This window comes from Aeromonas sp. s5 (assembly GCF_040907865.1).
GTDB classification, from domain to species: Bacteria; Pseudomonadota; Gammaproteobacteria; order Enterobacterales; family Aeromonadaceae; genus Aeromonas; species Aeromonas dhakensis.
In genome coordinates this window covers 78,064-102,920 of sequence record NZ_JBFOCO010000002.1, presented here as the reverse complement: position 1 = coordinate 102,920, position 24,857 = coordinate 78,064, and the positions used below count along the sequence as shown (strand labels likewise).

Below are 24,857 nucleotides of genomic sequence, written 5' to 3'. Positions count from 1 at the left end.
CGCGGTTGTCCCGCAGGGTGATCTCTTCTCTCCGGGGGAACCGCACGTTCAACTGGAGAATATTATGTCTATCGAACTGACCCTGCTGCGCACCGTCGAAACCCTGGTCCAGAAACGGATCACCCGGCTGGAACGCCGCACCCGTTATCTGCACCTGTCGCCCGCCCTGCTCAAAGACATAGGTCTGGAAGGGCAAAATGTGCAGATCGCCCACATCCGTGAGCAGGAGTATCAAACCGGCTTCCGGCTTGGGAACCGAATAACCTGATAAGGTGGGGCTTGGCCCCCTTCTTGCATAAAAATGGCAGGCATTAGCCTGCCATTTTTCGTATCCGCACGAGTTCTGTTACGAATTTTTATTCGCACATTTTGCCAAAATCCCTATGATCGCTCTCCGATCTGTTCAGGAGTCATCCATGCTGCGCCTCTGTTATCGCGCCATTCTGTTGTGCTGGTTTGCTTGCTGGAGCCATGTGGCTGCGGCAGAAACCTCTCTGGACAAGGATCAGCTGGGACTGACGGAACGGCTGTGGCTCGCCTCGCGCAATGACCTGGTAGTGGGCATGCCCTCGATGGCCTGGCCCCCCTACATCTATACCAATGGCCGGGGCGGCTTCAACGGTCCGCTCGACGACTTTGCCAACCAGATTGCCGGCCGGCTGGGGCTGACCGTGCGCTACAAGACCTATCCCTACTATGCCGATGCCCAGCAGGCGCTGCTCGATGGGGAGGTGGACATGCTGATCGGCGTGACGCCCAGCCAGTCGCGTCAGGAGAAGATGCGCTTTACCTCGGATCTGATGACCCTGCCGCGCGCCGTCCTGCTGACGCGGGAAGAGGGGGAGCCGACCCTGGCCGCGGCACGCCAGTTGCGTTGGGTGTGCGAGCACGGCTTCAGTTCCTGCGAGGAGCTGACCCAGCTCGGGATGACCCAGCTGACCGAGGCGGACAGCAGCGACGAAGCCGTCTTCATGGTCAAGAAGGGGCTGGCGGATGCCTATCTCTCCGATCTGCCCTCGCTGATGCGGCTGCAGCGCCTGCAGCCGCAGACCGGGCTCAAGGTGATCACCCCGGAGTGGGTGACGGATACCTCGCTGGCCATGGCGGTGAGGCTGGACAATCAGGGGCTGCGCGATCTGCTGGAGCTGGCCCTCAACGACATGTCGCTGGATGAGCGCCGCCGCATTCTGGAGACCGGCGGTATCGTCGACTACGAGCTGGCCAACGGCCCTCGCCAGATAGTGTTCAACCAGAGCGAACTGGACTGGCTGGCCCGCCACCCGACCCTGCGCTTCGGGGTGGCACCGGACTGGCCGGCGGTGAGCGAGATCGATGGCAATGGCCAGCTCAAGGGCTTCATCGCCGACCTGCTCAAGCTGGTGAGTCTGCGATCCGGCCTGCACTTCAGCCTGGTACCCACCAGCAGCTGGGCCGAGACCCAGAGCCTGCTGCAGGCGCGCAAGCTGGATTTCATTCCGGCCATCACCCCGACTGCCGAGCGGCGCCAGTACGCCCTGTTTACCCCCGACTACGCCTTCATCCACCGGGTGATTGCCGCCAGGCAGGGGAGTGAAGAGCTGGCCAGTCTCAACGAACTCAAGGGGCGCCGGGTGGGGATCGTCGGCGGCTCGGTGGAGGAGCTGGTGCTCAAGGAGGTAGGCGCCAGCCCTGTGGCGGTGAGCAGCGATACCAAGCTGCTGCCCCTGCTGGACGGACACCAGGTCGACTATGTGCTGATGAGCATGACCACCCTGGAGCAGGCACTGCAGAAAGGGTTTAACAACCGCTACCAGGTAGTGTTTTCCGGCAACGAGCTGAGGGTGCCGGTCGCCATGGCGGTGCATCAACAGGATCCCATGTTGCAGCAGATCCTGACCAAGGTGCTGCTCTCCATCCGGCCGGAAGAGATGACCAAGCTGGAGCACAAGTGGCTGACTCTGACCATCCAGACAGGCATCAATCCGACCACGGTGGCGCTCTGGTCCGCCTTAGGGTTGGGGGCCTTCCTGCTCTGCGTGCTGCTGTTCATGGGCTGGAACCGGACCCTGCGTCGCCAGATAGTGCAGCGCCAGCTGGCCGAGCACAAATTGAACGAGCAGCTGACCTTTGTGCAGACCCTGCTCAACTCCCTGCCCAACATGGTGGTGCTGCGGGATCGCGAGCAGCGCATCACCCTCTGCAACCAGGCCTATCGGGATGCCTTCATCGGCGACCCGATGAAGGAGGGGGGCGACGATCTGGACCGCATGCCGGCCAGAGAGCGGGTGCGGGTACTGAAAGAGGAGCAGGAGGTGTGGCAGAGCGGCGCACAGCTTGAGGGGGCGGGCAACAGCCGCCGCCAGGATGGTGCCATGTTCCATGTCATCTATACCAAGCGCCCCTACACCTCCCCGGATGGAGACATGCTCGGTGTCTTGACCGTGCTGACTGACGTGACCCGCATCAAGGAGGCCGAGGCGCGGGCCCGCAAGGCGGAGACCCGCCTCACCCAGATCACCGACAGCATGCCAGGCATTGTCTATCAGTACCTCTGGATCGGACCCGGCAAGGGGCGCTTCCTCTATGCCTCGCAGGGGGCGAGCGAGATCCTGGGGGCCAGCCGGCAGGAGATGCTGTCGGCCGAGTCGGGGGGGGAGGTGTTCGGCTTTACCGAGGAGGCGTTGCAGGACTTCGTCAGCAAGGTGGCCAACCATGCTCAGACCCTGGCCCCTCTCGATCTCGAGGTCAAGGTGGAGCGGCCTGAGGGGGCGCGCTACCTGCAGGTGCGCGGCAGTTTCGTGCCGCAGGAGGAGGGGCACCTGATCCTCAACGGGGTGATCCAGGACATCACGGCCCTCAAGCGCCAGGAGCACGAGCTGAGGGAGGCGCGGGCCTATGCCGAGCAGGCGATGCAGGTGCGCAGCCGCTTCCTCGCCACCATGAGCCACGAGCTCAGAACCCCCATCTCCGGCATGCATGGCATGCTGGAGCTGCTGCAGATGAGCGAGCTGAACGAGGATCAGCGTTACCTGCTGCGCAACGTGGTCACCTCCACCAACAACCTGCTCTATCTGGTCAACGATGTACTCGACTTCTCCAAGATAGAGGCGGGTCAGCTGCAGCTCCATTATCAGGAGTGCCGGCTTGCCTCCGTCATCTGTGACGTGATCCGCGGCCATGCCACCCTGGCCCATGGCAAGGGGCTCAGAGTGACGCTGGACTGGGGCACCGAGGTGCCGGATCAGGCCCGCATCGATGCGGTGCGGGTGGGTCAGGTGCTCTCCAACCTGCTCAACAATGCGGTCAAGTTCACCGAGCGGGGCGAGATCCGCATCCAGGTGGGTCTGCAGGCCGAGCGACTGGCCATCACGGTCAGCGACACCGGCATCGGTATCGCCGAAGAGAAGCAGGATCGCCTGTTCACTCCGTTCGAGCAGGTGGAGTCCGACATAACTCGACGTTTCGGAGGCACCGGGCTGGGGCTGGCCATCTGCCACCAGCTGGCCCAGAAGATGGGGGGCACGCTGACGCTCGAGAGCAAACCGGGGCACGGCACCCGGCTCATCTTCGAGTTCCCGCTGAGCGAGTGTCAGTGGGATGCCCCGCCGCTGGCCGGCCAGGATTGGTGGCTGTTTGGCGAAGATGTTGCCTTGCAGAGCGCCATGCAGCGGCTGGGGGCCAGGCTGCATCGTCTGGATCCACAGCAGTGGCAGCAGCCCCTCAACGGCCTGTTGCTGGCGGAGGAGAGCTGGCTCGAGCAGGCGCTCGGCAGCGACTGGCTGGGCCATTTGCAGCGATCGACCCTCAAGGGCATAGTGCTCTCCCCGCAGGAGGCCCTGCGCGGTCGTATGGGATCGAGTGCCTGGTGGCGGCTGGGGCAATCGCCGCTCTACCCCGACCTGCTGCTGGAGACTTGCCATCAGTTATTGGGGGAGGCGGCGATCAGCCCGGTGGAAGCCAATGCGCCCAAGCTGCACGGGCGGGTGCTGGTGGCCGACGATCACCCCATCAACCGCGCCCTGCTGGCCCGCCAGCTGGCCATTCTCGGTGTGGATGCCGAGGTGGTGGATGACGGCGACAAGGCCTTGCGCACCTGGCAGGGGCAGGGATTCGCCCTGCTGCTGACCGACTGCCACATGCCGGCGATGGATGGTTACAGCCTGACCCGGGCGCTGCGGGAGCAGGGGGTATCGGCCCCTGTCATCGGGGTGACGGCCGACACCTCCGAAGAGGCCGGCCTGCAGATGCAGGAGGCGGGCATGAACGACATGTTGTTCAAACCCTATACCCTGGATACGCTGCGGCAGGTGCTGATGCGCTGGCTGCCGGTGAACAGCCAGGCGCAGGAACCCAGCCAGGTCCCTGCGCCTGCCAGCGAGCAGGGGGAGCGCTGGCTCTCGCTGTTTGGCGATGAGGCGGTGGCGCGCAGCATGGCGCGGGAATACCTGGATTCCAATCGCCAGGACGGAGATGACATGATGCAGGCACTGGCCAGGCAGGATACCTATGCCCTGGTGGAGACGGCGCATCGGATCAAGGGGGCTGCCCGCATGGTGGGGCAGCAGGCATTGGCGGAGGAGGCGGCCCGGCTCGAAGCGGCGGCCCGCCTCAAGCAGCTGGACGAGCTCAGCGAACTGAGCCAGACGGTGCTGGCGCTGATGAAGGCTATTACAGGTGAAATTGGATTATGGCTCGATGAACAAGACACAGCATGAGTTGGTGATCATGGTGGTGGAAGATCACGCCTTCCAGCGCAAGGCGTTGATGCACCAGATCCGCGGGCTCGGTTACGTTTCCCTGCTGGAGGCGCAGGACGGGGTGGAGGCGTTGGCCATGTGCCAGCGTCATCAGGTCGACATCCTGTTTTGCGATCTGCGCATGCCGGGCATGGATGGCATGGCGCTGTTGCGCCGCCTCTCCCTCGGCGGCTTTCGCGGCGGCATCATCCTCTCCAGCGCGCTGGAGGATGACGTGGTCGAGGCCGTGCTGCGCATGAGCGCCGCCTATGGCTTGCAGGTGCTGGGGCGCATCGAGAAGCCCTCCAGCCAGCAGCAGATCAGCCAGCTGATCGGGGCCTGGCGCCCGCAGCAGGAGCGAGCCCAGGAGGAAGATGGCCACCGCCTGACCCTGGATGAGCTGAGCCTGGCGCTGGAGCAGGACCAGCTGCTGCCCTGGTATCAGCCCAAGGTGAGCTTCGGCTCCGGCCAGTGGGTCGGCATGGAGGCGCTGGCCCGATGGCAGCATCCGGAGTACGGCCTCATCTCGCCGGCCCGCTTCATTCCGCTGGCGGAGCACAACGGTCTCATCGATCGGCTGACCGAGGTGATCATCAGCAAATCGCTGCGAGACGGCCACCTGTGGGAGCAGACCGGGCTATCCCTCAACCTCTCGATGAACCTCTCCACCACCTCGCTGATCGAGGGGGATCTGTGCAACACCCTGATCAACCAGTGCCAGCGCTGGAGCATCAATCCCGAGCTCATCACCCTGGAGGTGACCGAGAGCGCGTTCGTGCAGGATCTGGGCAAGTCGCTGGAGGTGCTGACGCGCCTGCGCATGCACGGTTTCGGCCTCTCCATCGATGACTTCGGTACCGGCTACTCCTCCATGCAGCAGCTGGCCCTGCTGCCCTTCACCGAACTCAAGCTGGATCGCTCTTTCGTCGATCACTGCTTTGAGGACCCCTCCCGCTTGGCCATAATAGAGTCAAGCATCGAGCTGGCCCGCAAACTGGGGCTCAAGTCCGTCGCCGAAGGGGTGGAGGATGAACTCACCTGGCGACTGCTGGCGCGGCTGGGGTGCGACGTGTGCCAGGGCTTCTTCTCTGCCCGGCCCATGCCGCGCGAGGAGTTGTTGAGATGGCACGACTCCTGGCGTGAACGGCTACCGGCGCTGCTCGGGGAGTGAATATCGGGCAGGATGCCCGCAACGGAACAGGGACGTTCATGAAAATTTCAAGCAAGTTGCTGCTCAGCTTCTGTTTTATCAATCTGCTGGTGATCCTCTCTTCCAGCCTGGTCTACCACCAGCTCGGCCGCATCGGACAGGCCGGCAGCGCTCTGATGGAGCAGGCCCTGCCCGCCCTGCAACGGGATGAGGCCAGCCAGAAGGCGCTGGTGGCCACCATCTCCTCCCTGCGGGCCTATCTCATCCTGGGCAAGGATCCGGCGCAGGCCGACCGCCTCAAGCAGGAGTGGGAGGGGGCCTGGCAGGTGATCGAGCATCAGCAGTTCACCGCCGAGCTTGCCCGCTCGCTCAAGGCCTTCAAGACTAGCCAGCAGAAGGTGTGGGACATTGCCCAGACCGACGAGAACCTGCCCGCCCACACCCTGATGTTGCAGGAGGCGGGGCCGTTGGCAGAGTCTGCCCTCGATCAGCTGCAGTCCTTTGCCAACGAAGAGGTGGCCACCCCGCAGGATCAGCTGCCCGGCGATCGTCGCCTGCTGCTCAAGCAGGTGGGGGATGCCTACAACGGCCTCTCCAATGCGCTCTCCGCCCTGCGTGACTTCCTCATCTCGGGGGATCCGGACTATCGCACCAAATACCAGGACTATTACCAGTTCCACCAGCAGCGGGTGGCCGAGCTGAAACAGCAAGAGGCCAACTTTACCGAGGCGCAGAAAGGGATCTGGTCGCTGTTCGAGGAGATGTCGGCCCCCTTTGCCGAGCTGGTGGGCCAGGTGATCGAGAAGCGTCAGGCCCCGGACTGGGATCAGGCCAATTACCTGATGGCGACCGAGATTGAACCCGCCCTCGGCCAGCTTGCGACCCAGCTGGCCGGCCAGGTGACCGAGACCCGTGCCGAGGTACAGAGCATGGGCCAGAAGATGACCAGCGCCGGTCAGGCCATCAATCGCACCCTGCTGCTGGCCACCCTGACCGTGATCGTGCTGGGGACCCTGGTGGCGCTGCTGTTCAGTCGGCGCTTGACCCGGGATATCGCCAGCCTGGTGCTGCGGGCCGATCAGGTGGCCAATGGCCGGTTGCCGGCCCGTCCCCTGCCGGTGCAGAGCCAGGATGAGCTGGGCGGGCTGACGGGCTCCATCAACCAGATGTCCGGCCAGCTGCGCCAGCTGGTGGGGGAGATCCAGGGGGCGGTGGGGCAGGTAGACGGGGCCTGCGGCGAGGTGAGCAGTACCACCCGCTCCATCGTTACCGATCTGGCGAGCCAGAATCAGCGGGTCGATACGGTGGCGGCGGCCATCGAGCAGATGTCGGTCAGTACCCGGGATGTGGCGGGCAATATCGCCGAAGCGGCGCGGGCCGCCCAGCAGGCCGAGCAGCAGACCCGCCAGGGCGGCCACGAGCTGGCCCGCATGACGGCCACCATGCAGCAGATTGCCGCCATGATTGCCCAGGCGAACGAGGCGATGGGCCAGCTCAGCAGCCAGAGCGAGCAGGTGGGACGCGTCACCGAGGTGATCGCCACCATCGCCGAGCAGACCAATCTGCTGGCGCTCAACGCCGCCATCGAGGCGGCGCGGGCTGGCGAGCAGGGGCGCGGTTTTGCGGTGGTGGCCGACGAGGTGCGCCTGCTGGCGAGCCGCACCAGCCAGTCCACCGAGGAGATCAGCCAGACCATCGCCAGCATCCAGCAGCAGACCCGCCAGACCGTCAACACGGTCGGCAGCGGTACCCGGCTGGTGGAGGAGGGGCGCGGCGCCGTCGATTCGGTGACCGCTACCCTGGACGCCATGCTGCAGCTGGTGCAGGACTTGTCGGGTCAGCTGGGAGCGATCGCCACCGCGACCGAGCAGCAGTCGCGGGTGGCGCAGGAGGTGGCGGGCACGGTGGAGGAGATCGCCGGGCTCAGCCGGCAGTCGAGCCAGCGCAGCAAGCAGGGGGAGGAGATAGTGGCCAGGCTGGCGCAGGATACCGGCCGCTTGACGGCGGTGATCAGCCGCTTCGAACTGGATGCCTGAGGCTGACAAGGCCCATGAAAACGGGGCAGGCCGCTTGGCCTGCCCCGTTTCTTTTCAGCCTTGCTGGCAAGAGATGGTTGCTCTGACCTGGCGGGTCACTCCAGCCGGCGGAAGGACTGGTTGTCGAAGCTGCTGCTGGTCTCCTGATTGAGCAGGCTCACCAGCAGGATCGCGCGTTTGTCGCCATCCGGCTCCAGATAGATGGCCTCGAAGCCGGCCAGCGGACCGGATTCTATCAATACCTTGTCGCCCTGGGTTGGCAGGTTGGCGTAGCTGGCGCGTGCCTCGTCGCTGTCGTCCCGGCTCATCAGCTGATAGACCAGCTGGCTGTTGATGGCGGTCCACTCCCGCCCGAAGTGGATGATGCGGCTGATGCCGCGGGTGGACTTCAGGGTGACCGGGGTGACCTCTTCCAGATCCACGTAGATGAACAGGTAGTTGGGGAACATGGGCTCCCGCACCGGGACTCGCTTGCCCCGCCGCAGTTTTTCAATTTCCACCATGGGATAATAGGACTCGATCCCCTGGGCTTCGAGATGGGCGCGGGCGCGGGCCTCTTCTTTTGGCTTGCAGTAGGCCAGATACCATTTTTTCATGTGATGAATATGTTCGTGTTGCCGTGCTCGCCGATATGATAGCGGCAGCAATAAAAAAGGCCACGCATTGCGTGGCCTTTTTTGCCGAGTGAGTGATTACCAACCTTTCACCAGGCCGCCTTTGAACAGCTCCAGCCCTTTCTTGTAGACGTCATCGGTCTGGAAGGCCTGTACGAACTGTTTGACCTTCTCGTCGTCCTTGTTGTTGTCGCGGGCGACGATCAGGTTGACGTAGGGGGACTCCTTGTCCTCAACAAACAGGCCGTTCTCGGTCGGGGTCAGGCCAATCTGACCGGCGAAGGTGTTGTTGATGATGGCCAAGTCCACGTCTTCCAGCGAGCGCGGCAGTTGGGCCGCTTCCAGCTCGACGATCTTGAAGTTGCGCGGGTTGCTGGCGATGTCCAGCACGGTCGCTTCCAGACCGGCACCCTCTTTGAGCTTCAGCAGACCCTGCTTCTCCAGCAGGATCAGGGAGCGGCCCAGGTTGGTCGGATCGTTCGGCACCGCGATCTGGGAACCATCTTTCAGCTCGGAGAGGGCCTTGATCTTCTTGGAGTAACCGGCGATCGGGTAGACGAAGGTGTTGCCGACCGGCACCAGCTTGAAGCCGCGATCACGGATCTGGGCATCCAGATAGGGCTTGTGCTGGAAGGCGTTGACGTCAACGCTGCCATCGTTCAGGGCCACGTTCGGGGTGACGTAGTCGGAGAAGTTTACCACCTCGACGGTCAGACCGTATTTCTCCTTGGCCACTTTGGCGGCCACTTCAACCAGTTCGGTCTCGGGGCCGGCGATGGCGCCCACCTTCAGGGTCTTGTTCTCTTCTTTTTGACCGCAACCGGCCAGTACCAGGGTAGCCAGCAGGGCAGCCGCAACGGATTTGATGCCAAATTTCATAAAACCTCCTGTCAGAAATCGACGATTAACGATGATCACATTTGTTGACCAGGCGCTCACCCGCGCTCTGGATGAGTTGAACCAGCACTACCAGGATCACGACGGTGACCAGCATGACGGTCGGGTCAAAGCGCTGATAGCCGTAGCGAATACCCACATCGCCCAGTCCACCGCCCCCGATGGCACCAGCCATGGCGGAGTAGTTCACCAGCGTGACGAGGGTGATGGTGACGCTGTTGAGGATGCCGGGCAGGGCCTCGGGCAGCAGCACCTTGGTGATGATTTGCAATGGCTTGGCGCCCATCGCCTTGGCCGCTTCCAGCAGGCCGTCCGGCACCTCCATCAGGGCCCCTTCCACCAGGCGGGCGATGAAGGGGATGCAACCGACGGTCAGCGGCACGATGGCGGCGATGGTGCCGATGCTGGTGCCGACGATCAGCCGGGTCAGCGGGATGATGGCGACCAGCAAAATGATGAAGGGCACGGAGCGGCCAACGTTGACGATGACGCCCAGGGTCCTGTTGAGCACAGGGTTGGCCAGGATCTGGCCGGCCTTGGTCACGTGCAGCGCCACGCCGAGCGGCAGGCCGAGCAGGCAGCCGAACAGGGCGGAGGCAAACACCATGATGAGGGTGTCGCCCAGGGCCGTGAACAGCAGATTAATCATGGCTTCGGACATAACCCATTACCTCCAGCTGAATATGGTTGTCGATGAAGAACTGCTGGGTGGCCTCGCACTGGGCCTCATCCCCGAACAGTTCCGCCAGCAGGAAGCCGAACTTGACGCCGCCGGCGTACTCGATGTCGGCGCTCAAGATGCTGATGTCGATGTTGAAGCGGCGGCTCGCCTCCGAGATGAGCGGCGTGTCGACCGTGCTGCCGGTAAAGCCGAGCTTCACCAGCGGATAGCTGGCGGGTACCCGGTCGCTACTCATCCGATCCTGATACTCCTGGGGCACTTCCAGGTGGATGGTGGAGTGGATGAAATCCCGTGCCAGCTGGGTCTTGGCATTGCTGAAGAACCAGGCCACTTCGCCCTGCTCGATCAGCCGGCCGTCACTGATGATGGCCACTTCGTCGCAGATCCCCTTCACCACGTCCATCTCGTGGGTGATGAGCAGTATGGTGAGCCCCAGCTTGACGTTGATCTCCTTGAGCAGGGTCAGGATCGAGCGGGTAGTCTGTGGGTCGAGGGCCGAGGTGGCCTCGTCGCACAGCAGCACCTTGGGGGCCGGGGCCAGCGCCCGGGCGATGGCGACCCTCTGCTTCTGACCGCCGGATAGCTCGGACGGATAGGCGTGGGCGCGGGCTTCCAGCCCGACCAGCGCCAGCAACTCGGTGACCCGATTCTGGATCTTGTCCTTGCTCCAGCCCGCCAGCTCCAGCGGGAAGGCGATGTTGGCGGAGACGGTGCGGGAGGCCAGCAGGTTGAAGTGCTGGAAAATCATCCCGATCTGGCGGCGAGCCTGGGTCAGATCCCGCTCGCTCAGGGCGACCAGATCCTGGCCGTCGACGATGACCTGGCCATCCGTCGGGCGCTCCAGCAGGTTGACGCAGCGGATGAGGGTGCTCTTGCCGGCACCGGAGGCACCGATCACCCCGAAAATTTTGCCTTGCGGCACATGCAGGCTGACATCACGCAGGGCGTGCACGGCATCACTGCCTTTACCGTAGACTTTGTTGAGACCGATCAACTTAATCATGGATTCTTCCGTGCTAACAGCCTTAAAGCACAGGGCGCTACAGGCGGGTGAATTGGGCAGAGGTTTCACTGGGTTGCTCTGTCATCATGGAGGATGATGCTAAGATGTCTGGATGGCCATGTCAACGCGTGTTTATACATCTAGACGTCTAAAAAAGTGCTAAGGATTGCCACTTGTTGACTAAGGCCGACGGTGATCCGGTTCACATCAATATTGTATTTGTCAGTGTAGTGGGATTGCCGAATATCAGATGGTAAATGCACCATTATCACTTCCTTTATTAGTCGTGAGACGGATTCAGCTGCTCATCCTTTTACTCCCCCCGGGTTGGCACAAATCATTCCATTTTGTATCGATCGCTGCTTTCTTGGCCGCCTTCTTGATGCAGCACAACAAGGGCCGTGCTTTGGCTTGGCTTGCAATTGCCTGTTTTTTATACTGAATGGGCACGACATACAGGAGGGCAACCTGATGCGATTTCAACAAATCAAAGACTTGCTGCTCTATCTGGAGCAGGTGCATCACCAGCTTGGACTCTGTTACGGGCGCCTCATGACCCAGGTGGATGGCGAGCGCAGCCGGCTGCTGCTGGCCTATCTGCAGCAGCGGGAGGAGGCGGCGGGTACCCAGCTGGAGGACTACCTGAGCGAACTTGGCGAAGGGGTGAAGGAGACCTGGCTGGAACGGGGCTTCAGCGAGGATCTGCTGCCCGGGATCCGGCGCCTGAGCCTGCCCGCTACGGCCCAGACCCAGGACATAGTGCAGCTGGTGTGCCGACAGGAGGAGAAACTCATCGGTGAGCTCAGCCATCTGGCCCGGGAGTGTCCGACCGAGGAGACGGTGCGGCTGCTGGGTGGCCTGGCCACGCAGGAGCAGACCCGCCTGACCCGGCTGGTGCACGGTGCCCATCGGCTCGACGATCTCTAGGAGATGGCTGTTGTCGGGTGAGGTGTGCGGCGCGTAGTGAAAAATGTGCGGGGAAAACAGCAGAGGCCCGGCAATGCCGGGCCTCTGCTGTTTGTTGTTCACGACGGGCTCATGCCGACTGGCGGGCGGCGGTCAGCTCGGCGGCGTGCAGAGCGGCGCCTATGATGCCGGCCTGATTGAGGTTGGCGGCCGCTACCAGCGGGGCCCGGGTCTCAATCTTGTCGATGAACTTGTCGAGCTTGGCGGCGCTGCCGCCGCCCAGGATGAAGAGGTCGGGGGAGAACAGAAACTCGAGGCGAGCCAGGTACTTGTTGAAGCGCTTGCCCCAGCGGCCCCAGGAGAGATCCTCGCGCTTGCGCACCGCGTCCGAGCAGTAGTGCTCGGCCACCATCCCTTCCAGCATCAGGTGACCCAGCTCGGTGTTGGGCAGCAGTTGGCCGTTGACGAACACGGCGGTGCCGATGCCGGTGCCGACCGTGATGAGGATGATCACCCCCTGGCGATCCCGGCCGTTGCCGTAGCGCATCTCCGCCAGACCGGCCGCATCGGCGTCGTTCAGCACGTGGCAGGGCTGGCCGGTCACGTCGCCAAACAGATGGGCGACGTCGGTCTCAATCCAGCTCTTGTCGATGTTGGCCGCACTCTTGGCGATGCCGTTGTGGATGGTGGCGGGAAAGCCGCAGCCCACCGGGCCCTTCCAGTCGAAGTGTTCCACCAGCGCCTTGAGGGTATGCGCCACGGCGGCCGGGGTGGCCGGCTGCGGCGTCACCAGCCGGTGGCGTTCGCCAATCAGCTCGCCCGTTGCGGTGTCGACCAGGCATCCCTTGATCCCCGAACCACCGATATCCACTCCCAACATCTGCATCAGCTTGTTCCTTTTGTTGTGCCGACCATCGACCGTCGGCAGAGCATGAAAAAATGACCTGGATCCGGCAAGGGGCAGATCGTCTATGCGTGATCCGGCAGACCTTTTTCGATGCAGCGGATCAGCAAGCGGGTCTTTTTGTTGTCATCCTGCTGGCGCCGGGCCAGGGTCGCCAGCGCCCACTCGATATGTTCGGCCACCATGGGCTCGGCTTCAGCCAGCGCCTGCTGCAGGGCCACCATTACCTCCTGGCTGGCTGGGCCGTTGCCAAGGGCCACCGCCAGGTTGCGGCGCCAGCGCTGATAGCCGATGCGGCGAATGGGGCTGCCTTCCGTGTGCTTGAGAAACTCGCTCTCGCTCCAGCCCCACAAGGTCAAGAGGGGCGGGCGGTGCAGATTGGGGCGCGGGCTGAAGTCGGGTTCAGGGCTGGCGTTGGCGTAGCGGTTCCAGGGGCAGATGAGCTGGCAGTCGTCACAGCCATAGATGCGGTTGCCCATCAGCGGCCGGAACTCTACGGGGATGGGGCCGTCGTTCTCGATGGTGAGATAGGAGATGCAGCGGCGGCCATCCACCACGTAGGGGGCGACAATGGCGCCGGTGGGGCAGATGTTGATGCAGGCCACGCACTTGCCGCATTGCTCTTTCTCCACCGGGGCGTCCAGCGGCAGTGGCAGGCTGAGCAGCAGCTCCCCCAGAAAGAAGAAGGATCCCGCCGACTCGTTGAGCAGCAGCGAGTGTTTGCCCACCCAGCCGAGGCCGGCCTTGGCCGCCAGCGGTCGCTCCAGAATGGGGGCCGAGTCGACGAAGGGGCGCCAGCCCAGCGCCTCGCAGCGCTGCTCGATGCGCTCCCCCAGCTGCTTGAGCCGGCTGCGCAGCAGCTTGTGGTAGTCGCGACCGAGGGCATAGCGGCTGATGTAGCCGAGGGTGGGATCGCGCAGGGTGGCGGCGAAGCCCGCCTCGAACGGGAGATAGTTCATCCGCACCGACAGCACCCGCAAGGTGCCCGGCAGCAGCTCGTGGGGGCGAGCCCGCATCATGCCGTGGCGCGCCATGTAGTCCATGCTGCCGTGATAGCCAGCGTCCAGCCAGGCTTGTAGCCTGGGCTCTTCGAGGGTGAGATCCGTGTCTGTGATGCCGGCCTGGTCGAATCCTAGCTCGCTCGCCCAGAGCTTGATATCTTGGGCCAGTTGATGAAGTTCGGCCGTGGTCATGGCGCTGCCGGTCCTGCTGGCGGGCGACCTGAGCGTGCACCGGGATGGGAGTGTACTGTCATGCTGTATCGCATCTCTGGGGGCTTGCTGCCAAGGTTAACCGATGGGGGCGTTTGCCGCCGTCATACTGCATCATGAGCCCGGTGCCCGCCGGACCGGATCAATGGATGAGAGTCAGGAGCCGTCATGGAACAGGTCATCGGGGATGCTATCAGCGGGAAAGAGGGGCAGAGCTTACCACAATCACTGTGGCGGACTGAACAGATCCGTGCCCTGGAGCGGGAGTGGGCCGAACGCGAGGGGCTGAGCCTCTATGCCCTGATGGAGCGCGCCGGTGCTGCGCTGCGTACCTACGCCACCCACCACTGGCCGCACAGCCGGTGCTGGTGGATCTTTACCGGCCCCGGCAACAACGGTGGCGACGGCTACGTGCTGGCCCGCCTGGCGAGACAGCTTGGTCTTGAGCCTCAGGTGATTGCCGTGCGGGATCCCGCCGAGCTGACGGGGGATGCCAGGCGGGCCGCCGACGAGTGGCTGGCGATGGGGGGCACAGTGGTGTCGCCCGAGGAGCGGGAGCTCGACCGGCTGCCGGCCCCGGATCTGGTGATAGATGCACTGCTTGGCACCGGTGTCCATATCCGGCTGTCACCGCTCATGACAAAGATCGTCGCAACAATCAATGGCTTGCAGGTGCCCGTGTTGGCGGTGGATCTCCCCTCCGGCCTCAATGCCGATACTGGCTGCGCCATGGGAGCCGTGGTGCGCGCCAGCCGTACCCTCACCTTCATCGGCATCAAGCAGGGCATGCTCACCGCCGACGGGGTGGATTGCGTCGGTCGGCTCGATTGCGACACCCTCGGCGTCACCGCGCCGCCCGAGTGGCAGGCGGCCGCCGCGCGCGTCGATTATCCTTCTCTTCGCGCCAGGCTGACGCCGCGTCAGCGCTCGTCCCACAAGGGCTCCCACGGCAAAGTGCTGCTGGTGGGGGGCAATGCGGGGATGCAGGGGGCCATCGTGCTGGCCGCGCGCGCCTGCCTGCGGGCCGGTGCCGGTCTGGTCCGGGTGTGCCAGCATCCTGATCACCTGCCCGCCAGCCTCTACCAGGCCGAATTGATGGGCAGTCAGGGCGGTGGCGAGGAAAGCTGGGCCTCGGTGCGGGTGGTGGGACCGGGTCTGGGTCAGGATGAGTGGGGTCGGCGCCATTTTGAGTCATTTGTTAACGAGCGGGTGCCACTGGTATTGGATGCCGATGGATTGAATTGGCTGGCGCAATGTCCCCGTCATCAGGATAATTGGGTGCTCACGCCCCATCCGGGCGAGGCGGCCCGCCTGCTGGGTTGCACCATTGCCGAGATCGCCGCGGATCGCTTTGCCGCGGTGCAGCGTCTGCAGCAACGCTTCGGCGGTGTGGTGCTGCTCAAGGGGGCGGGGACGCTGATCCACGACGGCAAGGGGATGGCGCTCTGCAACGAGGGCAATCCCGGCATGGCCAGTGGCGGCATGGGCGACCTGTTATCTGGTATAATCGCCGCCCTTTTGGCCCAGGGCTGGTCTGCCGCCGAGGCAGCCCGACTGGGCGCCGTGATCCACGGGGAAGCGGCCGATCTGGCCGCTGCAGACGGAGAGCGGGGCATGCTGGCATCAGACCTGCTGCCCTTTATCCGTCGACTGGTTAATCCCGACACCATAACAAGCTAAAGAAGAACATGGCAAAACAGTTGATGATGACACTGCCGGACGAGGCAGCAACCGTGGCACTGGGTGGCCGTCTGGCCCACGCCTGCCAGCAGGCGACCACTGTCTTCCTGCACGGGGCCCTCGGGGCCGGCAAGACCACCCTGACTCGTGGCTGGGTGCAGGGGCTGGGTCATGAGGGCAAGGTCAAGAGCCCGACCTACACCCTGGTGGAGCCCTACGAGCTGGCCGACTGGCAGCTTTACCACTTCGATCTCTATCGGCTGGCCGACCCGGAAGAGCTGGAGTTCATGGGGATCCGCGACTACTTCGGCGCCAACACCCTCTGTCTGGTGGAGTGGCCGGAAAAGGGCGACGGCTGGCTGCCTGCGCCGGATCTCGAGATCACCCTGAGTTATGCAAACGAGCAGCGCGAGGTGCAGATTGACGCCCGCACTGCTATTGGCGAAGCCATTCTGGAACGGTTGTCATCTACGTGCGCTTGATCCTTGTTATTGCCCTCTCCCTGCTGGCCTTACCCTCCTGGGCGAATCAGCTCAAGAGCGTGCGGGTGTGGCCATCGCCGGACAACACCCGGGTGGTGCTCGACATGAGCAGCGCCCCCAATTACAACTACTTCACCCTGACCGGCCCCGACCGGCTGGTGATCGACCTGAAAGGGGCGAGCAACGTCACCAACCTGGCCCGCATCGAGAACAAGAGCGAGCTGGTGCGCAAGATCCGCGAGAGCTCGCCGCTGGAAAAAGGCGGGCTGCGGCTGGTGCTGGACCTGAGTTCAGCCATCAAGCCGGTGGTCTTTCCGCTGGCACCGGCCGGCCCCTATGGCCACCGGCTGGTGATCGACCTGCCTTATGAAGAGAAGGCCTCCGCCACCGCTCAGGCGGCACCGGTGGGCGGCAAGGGCAAGGGAGTGGTGATCGCCATCGACCCAGGCCACGGCGGGGAAGACCCGGGCTCCATCGGCCCGCGTCGCACCTACGAGAAGCGGGTGACCCTGGCGGTCTCCCAGAAACTGGCCGCCCTCATCGACCGCGAACCCGGCATGCGCGCAGTGCTGACCCGGCGCGGCGACTACTTCGTCGATCTGAACAAGCGCTCCGAGATTGCTCGCAAGGCCAAGGCCGACCTGCTGGTGTCGGTGCATGCCGACAGCTTCCACAACTCGACCCCGCGCGGCGCCTCCGTCTGGGTGCTGTCGACCAACCGTGCCAACCGCGAGATGGGCAGCTGGCTGGAGAAGCAGGAGAAACAGGGCGAGCTGCTGGGCGGCGTTGGCAAGGTGTTGGCCGAATCCGATCCCAACCCCTACTTGGCACAGACCTTCCTCGACCTCTCCATGGACAAGTCGCGAGCCGAAGGCTATGACGTCAGCCGCCAGATCCTGCGCTCGCTGGGCCGGGTGGCCCGGTTGCACAAGAAGGCGCCGGAGCACGCCAGCCTGGCGGTGTTGAAGGCGCCGGACATTCCCTCCGTGCTGGTGGAGACGGGCTTTATCTCCAACCACGCCGAAGAGAAGCTGCTGGCGACCTCCAGCTATCAGGATCAACTGGCCCGTGCCATCTTCGAGGGGATCCGCAACTACTACCGGGCTCACCCGACCAAGGGCGCCATGCTCACCGGCAAGGGGCAGGCCAGCAACAAGCAGGCCGCGGTCAGCCGACCCGCCCCTGCCAGCAAGCCGGTCGCCGTCAGCAAACCGGCGGCGCAGCCGGTGCAGCAGGTGGTGACCAACCGGATGCCGGCCACCGAACCGAACCGCAGCAGCGACGGCGGGGCGCCGGTCAGCAGCGTCGGTGGATCCTCGTCCGGCGCCGGGGTGATCAAGCCCTACGTGGTGGCAGCCAAGGAGCCGAGCGTCCCGGTGACCAGCGTGCAGAGCAATGACAAGGCCAGCATGCTCCGTCATGTGGTCACCCGCGGGCAGAGCCTCTCCCGGCTCGCCGAGAAATACGGGGTCAGCCAGGCGCGACTGGTGGAGATCAACAAGCTCAAGTCGCGGGACATCCAGATAGGGCAGGTGCTCTATATCCCGCAAAAGTAGCGCTGGATGAGGCGCCGGGCCCGTCCTTGCCTGTGGCAAGGGCTGACCCGGCTAGTCCTCATCGCCCCCGCCGATTACCAGCACCTTCAACCAAGCAGGAGCCAGCGATGCCGATCCGTTCTTTGTCCCCTGTTCTGGCCAGCCAGACGAGCGCGGGCTGTGATGCGGCGGCGTGGCGCCCAGTCGGGACGGTTGCCACAGCCATCCCGTTCAACCAGCAGGAGTAAGCGATGCCAATCCGTATATTGCCGCCGATTCTGGCCAACCAGATTGCTGCCGGTGAGGTGGTGGAGCGGCCCTCCTCCGTGGTCAAGGAGCTGGTGGAAAACAGCCTGGATGCCGGCGCCGACCGGGTCGAGATCGACATCGACAAGGGCGGTGCCAAGCTTATTCGCATTCGCGACAATGGCGGTGGCGTCGCCAAGGATGAGCTGGTGCTGGCGCTGTCGCGCCATGCCACCTCCAAGGTGGCGACTCTCGACGATCTGGAAGGGATCAACAGCCTGGGCTTTCGCGGCGAGGCGCTCGCCTCCATCAGCTCGGTCTCCCGTCTCACCTTTACCTCCCGCACGGCGGAGCAGTCCGAAGCCTGGCAGGCCCAGGCCGAAGGGCGCGAGATGAGCGTCACCGTCAAGCCGGCGGCCCACCCGGTGGGCACCACGGTGGAGGTGGTGGATCTCTTCTTCAACACCCCGGCCCGGCGCAAGTTCATGCGCAGCGAAAAGACCGAGTTTGCCCACATTGACGAGCTGGTGCGCCGCATCGCGCTCTCCCGCTTCGACGTCACCCTGATCCTGCGCCACAACGGCAAGGTGGTGCGCCAGTACAAGGCCGCCAGCACGGTGGCGGAGCAGGAGCGCCGGCTCGCCGCGGTGTGCGGCTCTCCCTTCATGCATCACGCGCTGGCGGTGGAGAGCGAGCACAGCGACGTGCGGCTGTGGGGCTGGCTGGCCACGCCCGCCGGCGCCAGACCGCAGAACGATCTGCAATACACCTATGTCAACGGCCGCATGATGCGCGACAAGCTCATCAATCACGCCATTCGCCAGGCCTATGACGAGCTGCTGCCGGCCGAACGCTTCGCGGCCTACGTGCTCTACATCGAGCTGGATCCGCGTCAGGTGGACGTCAACGTCCATCCGGCCAAGCACGAGGTACGTTTTCATCAGGCGCGCCTCATTCACGACTTCATCTTCCAGGCGCTGTTTACCGCCCTGCGCCAGCCAGGGGCGGCAAGCGACGGGAGCGACCAACCCCTGGCCGAGACCCTGGTCGAGCTGCCGGTCAGTGCCCCCATCGAGTATCCGGGTCAGGCGCCCAGAGCCGAGTGGTATGGCGCCGAGCACAACTACCGGGCTCCGGCCCGGGAAGTGCGGGAAGGAAGTGGCGCCGGGCGACCCGGCAACTACCAGCCGCCCGAGCCCCCCAGCCGGGAGGCGATGCGCGGCATGGGAGCCCTGCTCACCACCCTGCCGACGGTGCAGGGCACGCCGCTGGCAGAGGCTGAAACCGCGCCTGTTGCCGCTGCCGTGGCTGCCAAGGCGGGGGCATGGCGGGCCTTGACCCTGGTGGAGCAGGCCTATCTGCTGCTGGAGCGGGACAACCGGCTGGCCCTGCTGTCGCTGGTGCGGGCCGAGCGCCTGCTGCTGCGCCACTGGCTGCTGGAAACCTGGGGCCAGGGGCTGGCGGCCCAGCCGCTGCTGCTGCCGGTCTCCTTCAAGCTGCCGAAAAACCTGGTCGCGCTGGTGGAAACGCAGGAGCGTTTGCTCAAACGGATGGGGCTGGAGTTGAAAAGCGGTGGGCGCGACACCATGATCCTGACTCGGGTGCCGGCGCTGCTGCGCCAGACCGATCTGGTGCGCTTATTACCCGAATTGCTGCAACTGATCGAGAGCGGATCTGACAGTGATGCTGGCCAGCAGGCTGAAGTACTATGCCAATGGCTGGTGGAGCAGGGGATAAGTCGCGAAAAAGTATATGATTTTGCCACGGCCAACCGCTTGCTGACGGAACTTGTTGCCGATTTCAGTGACCAACTGGCAGACGTTCGCATGGTGCGCCCGCTGTCGCTGGCGAGCGTGCTGGCCGAGTTCGCCGATGGCCATTGAGGGAAATGCCCTCTTGAATCCATAAACCAGTTTTTTTGCAGGTGCGCCGCCAAGGGGTGGCGACTATGCAGGGGGAGTTTTTCACGTGGCTGACTTGCCGACTGCAATTTTTCTGATGGGGCCGACAGCCTCCGGCAAGACGGATCTCGCCATCGAACTGTGCCAGGCACTGCCCTGCGACATCATCAGCGTGGATTCCGCGCTCATCTATCGCGGCATGGATATCGGCACCGCCAAGCCTACGCCGGCCGAACTGGCGCAGGCGCCGCACCGGCTGATCGACATCCTGGATCCCGCCATGAGCTATTCGGCGGCCGATTTTTGCCGCGATGCGCTGCGGGAGATGAAAGAGATCGCCGATCGCGGCCGCATTCCGCTGCTGGTGGGCGGCACCATGCTCTATTTCAAGGCGCTGCTGGAGGGACTCTCTCCGTTGCCCTCCGCCGACCCCGCCATTCGGGCCGGCATCGAGGAGGAAGCCGCCCGCCTTGGCTGGCAGGCACTGCACGATGAGCTGGTGCGCATCGACCCGGTGGCCGGGGCCCGCATCCATCCCAATGACCCGCAACGGCTCAGCCGGGCGCTCGAGGTCTACCGCATCAGCGGCAAGACCCTCACCGAGCTGACCCAGGTGCAGGGGGAGGGGTTGCCCTATCGCGTGCTGCAGTTTGCCATCGCACCGAGCGATCGCGCCGTGCTGCACCAGCGCATCGAGCTGCGCTTTGACAAGATGCTGCAGGGTGGCTTTGAACAGGAGGTCAGGGGCCTCTACCAACGGGGCGATCTCACCCCGGATCTTCCCTCCATCCGCTGCGTGGGATACCGCCAAATGTGGGACTACCTGGCGGGGGAAGTGGAGTATGATGAGATGCGCTATCGCGGAATTGTTGCCACCCGCCAGTTGGCCAAGCGTCAAATGACCTGGTTGCGCGGTTGGTCTGATGTGACCTGGTTGGAATCTGGTGAGTCTGGCAATCTGGCAAGGGTCGTTGCCCGTGCCGGAGTGGCTTGACACTCCTGTATAATCAGGTTGTTATATTGATATCCGGTGTTTAAAAACAACAAACTATAAGGAAAAGAAGATGGCTAAGGGGCAATCTCTCCAAGACCCGTTTTTGAATGCGCTGCGCCGTGAGCGGATTCCTGTTTCTATCTATTTGGTGAACGGCATCAAGCTGCAGGGTCAGATCGAATCGTTTGACCAGTTTGTCATTTTGCTGAAGAACACCGTGAGCCAGATGGTCTACAAGCACGCCATCTCCACCGTGGTGCCGGCCCGTGCCGTCAACCATCACCAGCACGCCCAGGGCGCGGCTGGCGAAGAGCAGGGTGAAGCCGAGGCGTGATATCCCGGGACGAGGCGACTCGTCAACCCAGATTCATCATGATTCCTGTCAAGGAGCAAGCGCTTGTTTGACCGTTATGAAGCCGGCGAACAGGCCGTTCTGGTACATGTCAACTTCAGTGATGAGGGTGAGCGGGAGGATCTGGAAGAGCTCAAGATGCTGGTGAGCTCGGCCGGGGTCAATGCGCTGGGGGTGATCACCACCAGCCGCAGTGCGCCCAGCGCCAAATTTTTTGTCGGCAGCGGCAAGGCTGAAGAGATCGCGTCCCAAGTCCAGATGCTGGACGCCGACGTCGTCATCTTCAACCATGCCCTGACCCCTGCCCAGGAGCGCAACCTGGAGCGTCTGTTCCAGTGCCGGGTAGTGGACAGGACCGGCCTGATCCTCGATATCTTCGCTCAGCGTGCCCGTACTCACGAAGGCAAGTTGCAGGTCGAACTGGCCCAGTTGCGCCATCTCTCTACTCGCCTGGTACGAGGCTGGACCCACCTTGAACGTCAGAAGGGGGGGATCGGCCTGCGCGGCCCGGGTGAAACCCAGCTGGAAACCGACCGCCGCCTGTTGCGTGAACGCATCAAGGCGATTTTGCGCCGGCTCGACAAGGTGGCCAAGCAGCGGGAACAGGGACGTCGTGCCCGCAACCGCAACGAGGTACCGACCGTTTCTCTGGTGGGTTACACCAACGCCGGAAAGTCCACTTTGTTCAACCAACTTACAGCTGCCAGCGTGTATGCTGCCGACCAATTGTTCGCAACCCTGGATCCGACCCTGCGCAAACTGGTGATCCGGGATGTGGGTGATGTGATTCTGGCGGATACAGTTGGATTTATTCGACACTTGCCCCATGATCTGGTCGCGGCCTTCAAGGCGACGCTGCAGGAGACCCGCGAAGCGGATCTGCTGCTGCACGTGGTGGACTGTGCCGACGAGCAGATGCAGGAGAATATCGAATCGGTGCAGCAGGTGCTGGCCGAGATCGAAGCCGATGACCGGCCCCAGCTGATGATCTGCAACAAGATCGACAAGCTGGGTGAACACCCGGTCGGGCTGGAGAGGGACGAAGAGGGGCGCCCGGTGCGGGTCTGGCTGTCTGCCCAGACCGGCGAGGGGTGTGACGATCTGTTTGTTGCCCTGACCGAGCTGCTGGCCGGCTCCATGGTGCACCACACCCTGCAGTTGCCCCCTTCGGCCGCCAGATTGCGCAGTGCGCTCTATCGCCTCAAGGGCATCGAGCAGGAAGGTTTCAGCGAGGAGGGGGATTTTGTGTTGGAAGTCCGCCTGCAACTGGCTGACTGGAACCGCCTCGTGAAGCAAGAAGGTGAGAGTTTACAACGCTTTATCAGGCATTGATTCGTCGATGAGATGAATGTTTGCTGGCTTCATCAACGGTTGATGGCCCGATAGAGATGATATCCATCCGCATGTATTAATGGAGACGCTGATGGCTTGGAATGAGCCTGGTAATAACGGCAAAGACCGTGACCCCTGGGGGAACAACGGCAAGAATCAGGGACCCCCTGATCTGGACGAGATGCTGCGCAAGGTGAGCCGCCGTTTTGGTGGTCTGCTGGGTGGCGGTAAATCGGGTGGTGGTGACGTCGGCAAGTTCGGCCTCTCCATCGCGCTGGTGGTGGCGGTAGTGGTGTGGGTCGTCAGCGGCTTCTATACCATTCGCGAAGCCGAGCGTGGCGTGGTGCTGCGCTTTGGTGAGTACTCCCACAACGTGGATCCGGGCCTGCGCTGGAAACCGACCTTCATCGACCGGGTGATCCCGGTGGACGTGGAGTCGGTCCGCTCCCTGCCGGCTTCCGGCTTCATGCTGACCCAGGACGAGAACGTGGTGCGGGTCGAGATGGACGTGCAGTATCGCGTGGTCGATCCCGAGCAGTACCTGTTCAGCGTCACCAACGCCGACGAGAGTCTGAGTCAGGCGACCGACAGCGCCCTGCGCTACGTGGTGGGTCACACCCGGATGGACGACGTGCTGACCACGGGTCGTGAGAAGGTGCGTCAGGAGACCTGGCAGGTGATCGACAGCATCATCGAGCCCTATCACATGGGTCTGCAGATCGTCGACGTCAACTTCCTGCCGGCGCGTCCGCCGGAAGAGGTGAAGGATGCGTTCGATGACGCCATCTCCGCTCAGGAAGATGAACAGCGCTTCATTCGTGAAGCCGAAGCCTATGCCCGTGAAGTGGAGCCGAAGGCCCGCGGCCAGGTCAAGCGCCTGGAGCAGGAGGCCGAAGCCTACAAGTCCCAGATCGTGCTGAAGGCCAAGGGTGAAGTCGCTCGCTTCAACGAGCTGCTGCCCCAGTATCAGGCTGCGCCCGAGCTGACCCGTGATCGTATCTACCTGGAAACCATGGAAGAGCTCTATCAGCAGGCCAACAAGGTGGTGGTCGACATGCCGGCTGGCAACAACAGCATGATCTACCTGCCGCTCGACAAGCTCTCCGGCAAGGCCAACGCGGTGCAACCGGCTCGTCCGGCAGGTGCGCCGGTGGTAGAACAAACCCCGCCGTCCAACGAAGGGGCCAACTCCACGCCGACCCCGCTGCGCAGCGGCGACCGTTTCAGCTCAGGGAGAAACTGATAGATGAAAAAGCTAGCTATTGGTGTCATCGCTGTGGCCGCCATGGTCTGCTTCTCTTCGGTCTTCATCGTGGATGAAGGCCAGAAGGGAATCGTGGTGCAGTTCGGCAAGGTGAAGCGGGTTGAATCCGGCGAGCCGCGTCTGTACGAGCCGGGCCTGCACTTCAAGGTGCCGCTCATCGACCAGGTTCGCAAGATGGATGCCCGTATCCAGACCCTGGAAGGGCAGGCGGATCGCTTCGTCACCTCCGAGAAGAAGGACCTCATCATCGACTCCTACGTGAAGTGGAAGATCGAGGACTTCTCCAAGTACTACCTGGCAACCGGTGGTGGCAACAAGATCCAGGCCGAAGACCTGCTCAAGCGCAAGATCAACAACGGTCTGCGTTCCGAGATCGGTAACCGCACCATCAAGGATATCGTCTCTGGCGAGCGCAGTACCGTGATGGAAGATGCCCTGATGAAGATGGCGCGCTCCTCCGAGCTCGGCATCAAGGTGGTGGATGTGCGTATCAAGCAGATCAACCTGCCGGTGGAAGTCTCCAGCTCCATCTATCAGCGGATGCGTGCCGAGCGGACCGCGGTAGCCCGTGAGCATCGCTCCCAGGGCCGCGAGCAGGCCGAGATCCTGCGTGCCGACATCGACCGCAAGGTGACCGTCATGATCGCCGATGCCGAGAGTAATGCTCGTCAGCTGCGTGGTGAAGGGGATGCCGAGGCCGCCAAGATCTATGCCGACAGCTACAAGAAAGACCCGGAGTTTTTCAGCTTCGTGCGCAGCATGGAGGCTTATCGCAAGAGCTTCGCCGGTGGCAACGACCTGATGGTCCTCAAGCCGGACAGCGAGTTCTTCCGCTACCTCAAGTCGCCGCACGGCAACAAGCAGTAAGCTCGTCGTGATTTGACCCAAGGGCCTGATGATTCAGGCCCTTTTGTTTGCCGGTCATTGGCTGGCAGCGGGTGGCTGTGTGTGAA

20 protein-coding genes are annotated in these 24,857 nt (G+C 63.3%); 14 read left to right on the top strand and 6 right to left on the bottom strand.

Annotated elements, in window-relative coordinates; all coding sequences use genetic code 11:
• Window positions 1-64: 64 nt before the first annotated feature.
• The 4 genes from AB5Y94_RS00470 (at window position 65) to AB5Y94_RS00455 (ending at window position 7,901) form a co-directional block, all read left to right on the top strand.
• Entirely contained in the window at window positions 65-268 is a 204-nt protein-coding gene (locus tag AB5Y94_RS00470) for a hypothetical protein (protein ID WP_005304283.1), read from the top strand.
• 148 nt (window positions 269-416) lie between these two features.
• A complete protein-coding gene (locus AB5Y94_RS00465; protein ID WP_368204458.1) occupies window positions 417-4,694 on the top strand; it encodes a transporter substrate-binding domain-containing protein in 4,278 nt (1,425 codons plus the stop codon).
• Complete coding sequence (locus tag AB5Y94_RS00460; protein ID WP_368204457.1) at window positions 4,675-5,886, top strand: EAL domain-containing protein; 1,212 nt, start codon at window positions 4,675-4,677, stop codon at window positions 5,884-5,886. The genes AB5Y94_RS00465 and AB5Y94_RS00460 overlap by 20 nt, the downstream gene beginning before the upstream one ends.
• A gap of 38 nt (window positions 5,887-5,924) precedes the next feature.
• On the top strand, window positions 5,925-7,901 hold the full coding sequence (locus tag AB5Y94_RS00455) for a methyl-accepting chemotaxis protein (protein WP_368204456.1): 1,977 nt from the start codon (window positions 5,925-5,927) through the stop codon (window positions 7,899-7,901).
• Between the two features lie 95 nt (window positions 7,902-7,996).
• On the opposite strand, the gene rfaH is transcribed toward AB5Y94_RS00455, so the two are convergent.
• The 4 genes from rfaH to metN form a co-directional block, all read right to left on the bottom strand.
• Complete coding sequence (gene rfaH / locus AB5Y94_RS00450; RefSeq protein WP_005304273.1) at window positions 7,997-8,497, bottom strand: transcription/translation regulatory transformer protein RfaH; 501 nt, start codon at window positions 8,495-8,497, stop codon at window positions 7,997-7,999.
• A gap of 96 nt (window positions 8,498-8,593) precedes the next feature.
• Complete coding sequence (gene metQ, locus AB5Y94_RS00445; protein WP_324039836.1) at window positions 8,594-9,394, bottom strand: methionine ABC transporter substrate-binding lipoprotein MetQ; 801 nt, start codon at window positions 9,392-9,394, stop codon at window positions 8,594-8,596.
• Between the two features lie 25 nt (window positions 9,395-9,419).
• The gene (locus tag AB5Y94_RS00440; RefSeq protein WP_324039837.1) at window positions 9,420-10,073 is read right to left on the bottom strand and encodes a methionine ABC transporter permease; all 654 of its coding nucleotides are present in this window, start codon (window positions 10,071-10,073) and stop codon (window positions 9,420-9,422) included.
• Window positions 10,054-11,097 (bottom strand): methionine ABC transporter ATP-binding protein MetN, encoded by a 1,044-nt coding sequence (gene metN, locus AB5Y94_RS00435; protein WP_368204455.1) that lies wholly within the window; start codon window positions 11,095-11,097, stop codon window positions 10,054-10,056. Before metN ends, AB5Y94_RS00440 begins: the two co-directional genes overlap by 20 nt.
• 471 nt (window positions 11,098-11,568) lie before the next feature.
• Between metN and AB5Y94_RS00430 the strand changes: the two genes are divergently transcribed.
• Window positions 11,569-12,024, top strand: coding sequence for a hypothetical protein (locus tag AB5Y94_RS00430; protein WP_252601876.1), 456 nt, complete (start codon window positions 11,569-11,571; stop codon window positions 12,022-12,024).
• 109 nt (window positions 12,025-12,133) lie between these two features.
• Here AB5Y94_RS00430 and ppgK read toward each other — a convergent pair whose 3' ends face one another.
• Window positions 12,134-12,889 carry a polyphosphate--glucose phosphotransferase gene (ppgK, locus tag AB5Y94_RS00425; RefSeq protein WP_005304254.1) on the bottom strand — a complete coding sequence of 252 codons (756 nt, stop codon included), beginning with the start codon at window positions 12,887-12,889 and terminating at the stop codon, window positions 12,134-12,136.
• An 83-nt stretch (window positions 12,890-12,972) separates the two neighbouring features.
• Window positions 12,973-14,100, bottom strand: coding sequence for a tRNA epoxyqueuosine(34) reductase QueG (gene queG / locus AB5Y94_RS00420; RefSeq protein WP_043170997.1), 1,128 nt, complete (start codon window positions 14,098-14,100; stop codon window positions 12,973-12,975).
• A gap of 186 nt (window positions 14,101-14,286) precedes the next feature.
• Here queG and AB5Y94_RS00415 point away from each other — a divergent pair, with 186 nt between their 5' ends.
• The 9 genes from AB5Y94_RS00415 to hflC all read left to right on the top strand — a co-directional run bounded on the left by AB5Y94_RS00415 (window position 14,287) and on the right by hflC (window position 24,771).
• Window positions 14,287-15,798: an NAD(P)H-hydrate dehydratase gene (locus tag AB5Y94_RS00415; protein WP_201899624.1), complete on the top strand. Its 1,512-nt coding sequence runs from the start codon at window positions 14,287-14,289 to the stop codon at window positions 15,796-15,798.
• 8 nt (window positions 15,799-15,806) lie between these two features.
• The gene (gene tsaE, locus AB5Y94_RS00410) at window positions 15,807-16,280 is read left to right on the top strand and encodes a tRNA (adenosine(37)-N6)-threonylcarbamoyltransferase complex ATPase subunit type 1 TsaE (RefSeq protein WP_005304245.1); all 474 of its coding nucleotides are present in this window, start codon (window positions 15,807-15,809) and stop codon (window positions 16,278-16,280) included.
• Complete coding sequence (locus AB5Y94_RS00405) at window positions 16,271-17,836, top strand: N-acetylmuramoyl-L-alanine amidase (protein ID WP_025202169.1); 1,566 nt, start codon at window positions 16,271-16,273, stop codon at window positions 17,834-17,836. Before tsaE ends, AB5Y94_RS00405 begins: the two co-directional genes overlap by 10 nt.
• Window positions 17,837-18,066: 230 nt before the next feature.
• Complete coding sequence (gene mutL / locus AB5Y94_RS00400; protein ID WP_368204454.1) at window positions 18,067-19,944, top strand: DNA mismatch repair endonuclease MutL; 1,878 nt, start codon at window positions 18,067-18,069, stop codon at window positions 19,942-19,944.
• Window positions 19,945-20,038: 94 nt separating this feature from the next.
• Entirely contained in the window at window positions 20,039-20,956 is a 918-nt protein-coding gene (gene miaA / locus AB5Y94_RS00395) for a tRNA (adenosine(37)-N6)-dimethylallyltransferase MiaA (RefSeq protein WP_017782112.1), read from the top strand.
• Window positions 20,957-21,026: 70 nt separating this feature from the next.
• Window positions 21,027-21,290: an RNA chaperone Hfq gene (hfq, locus tag AB5Y94_RS00390; protein ID WP_005304228.1), complete on the top strand. Its 264-nt coding sequence runs from the start codon at window positions 21,027-21,029 to the stop codon at window positions 21,288-21,290.
• A 63-nt stretch (window positions 21,291-21,353) separates the two neighbouring features.
• A complete protein-coding gene (gene hflX, locus AB5Y94_RS00385) occupies window positions 21,354-22,640 on the top strand; it encodes a ribosome rescue GTPase HflX (protein WP_005304225.1) in 1,287 nt (428 codons plus the stop codon).
• 91 nt (window positions 22,641-22,731) lie between these two features.
• Window positions 22,732-23,883 (top strand): FtsH protease activity modulator HflK, encoded by a 1,152-nt coding sequence (gene hflK, locus AB5Y94_RS00380; RefSeq protein WP_005304223.1) that lies wholly within the window; start codon window positions 22,732-22,734, stop codon window positions 23,881-23,883.
• A 3-nt stretch (window positions 23,884-23,886) separates the two neighbouring features.
• Window positions 23,887-24,771 (top strand): protease modulator HflC, encoded by an 885-nt coding sequence (hflC, locus tag AB5Y94_RS00375; protein WP_017763855.1) that lies wholly within the window; start codon window positions 23,887-23,889, stop codon window positions 24,769-24,771.
• Window positions 24,772-24,857: the final 86 nt, after the last annotated feature.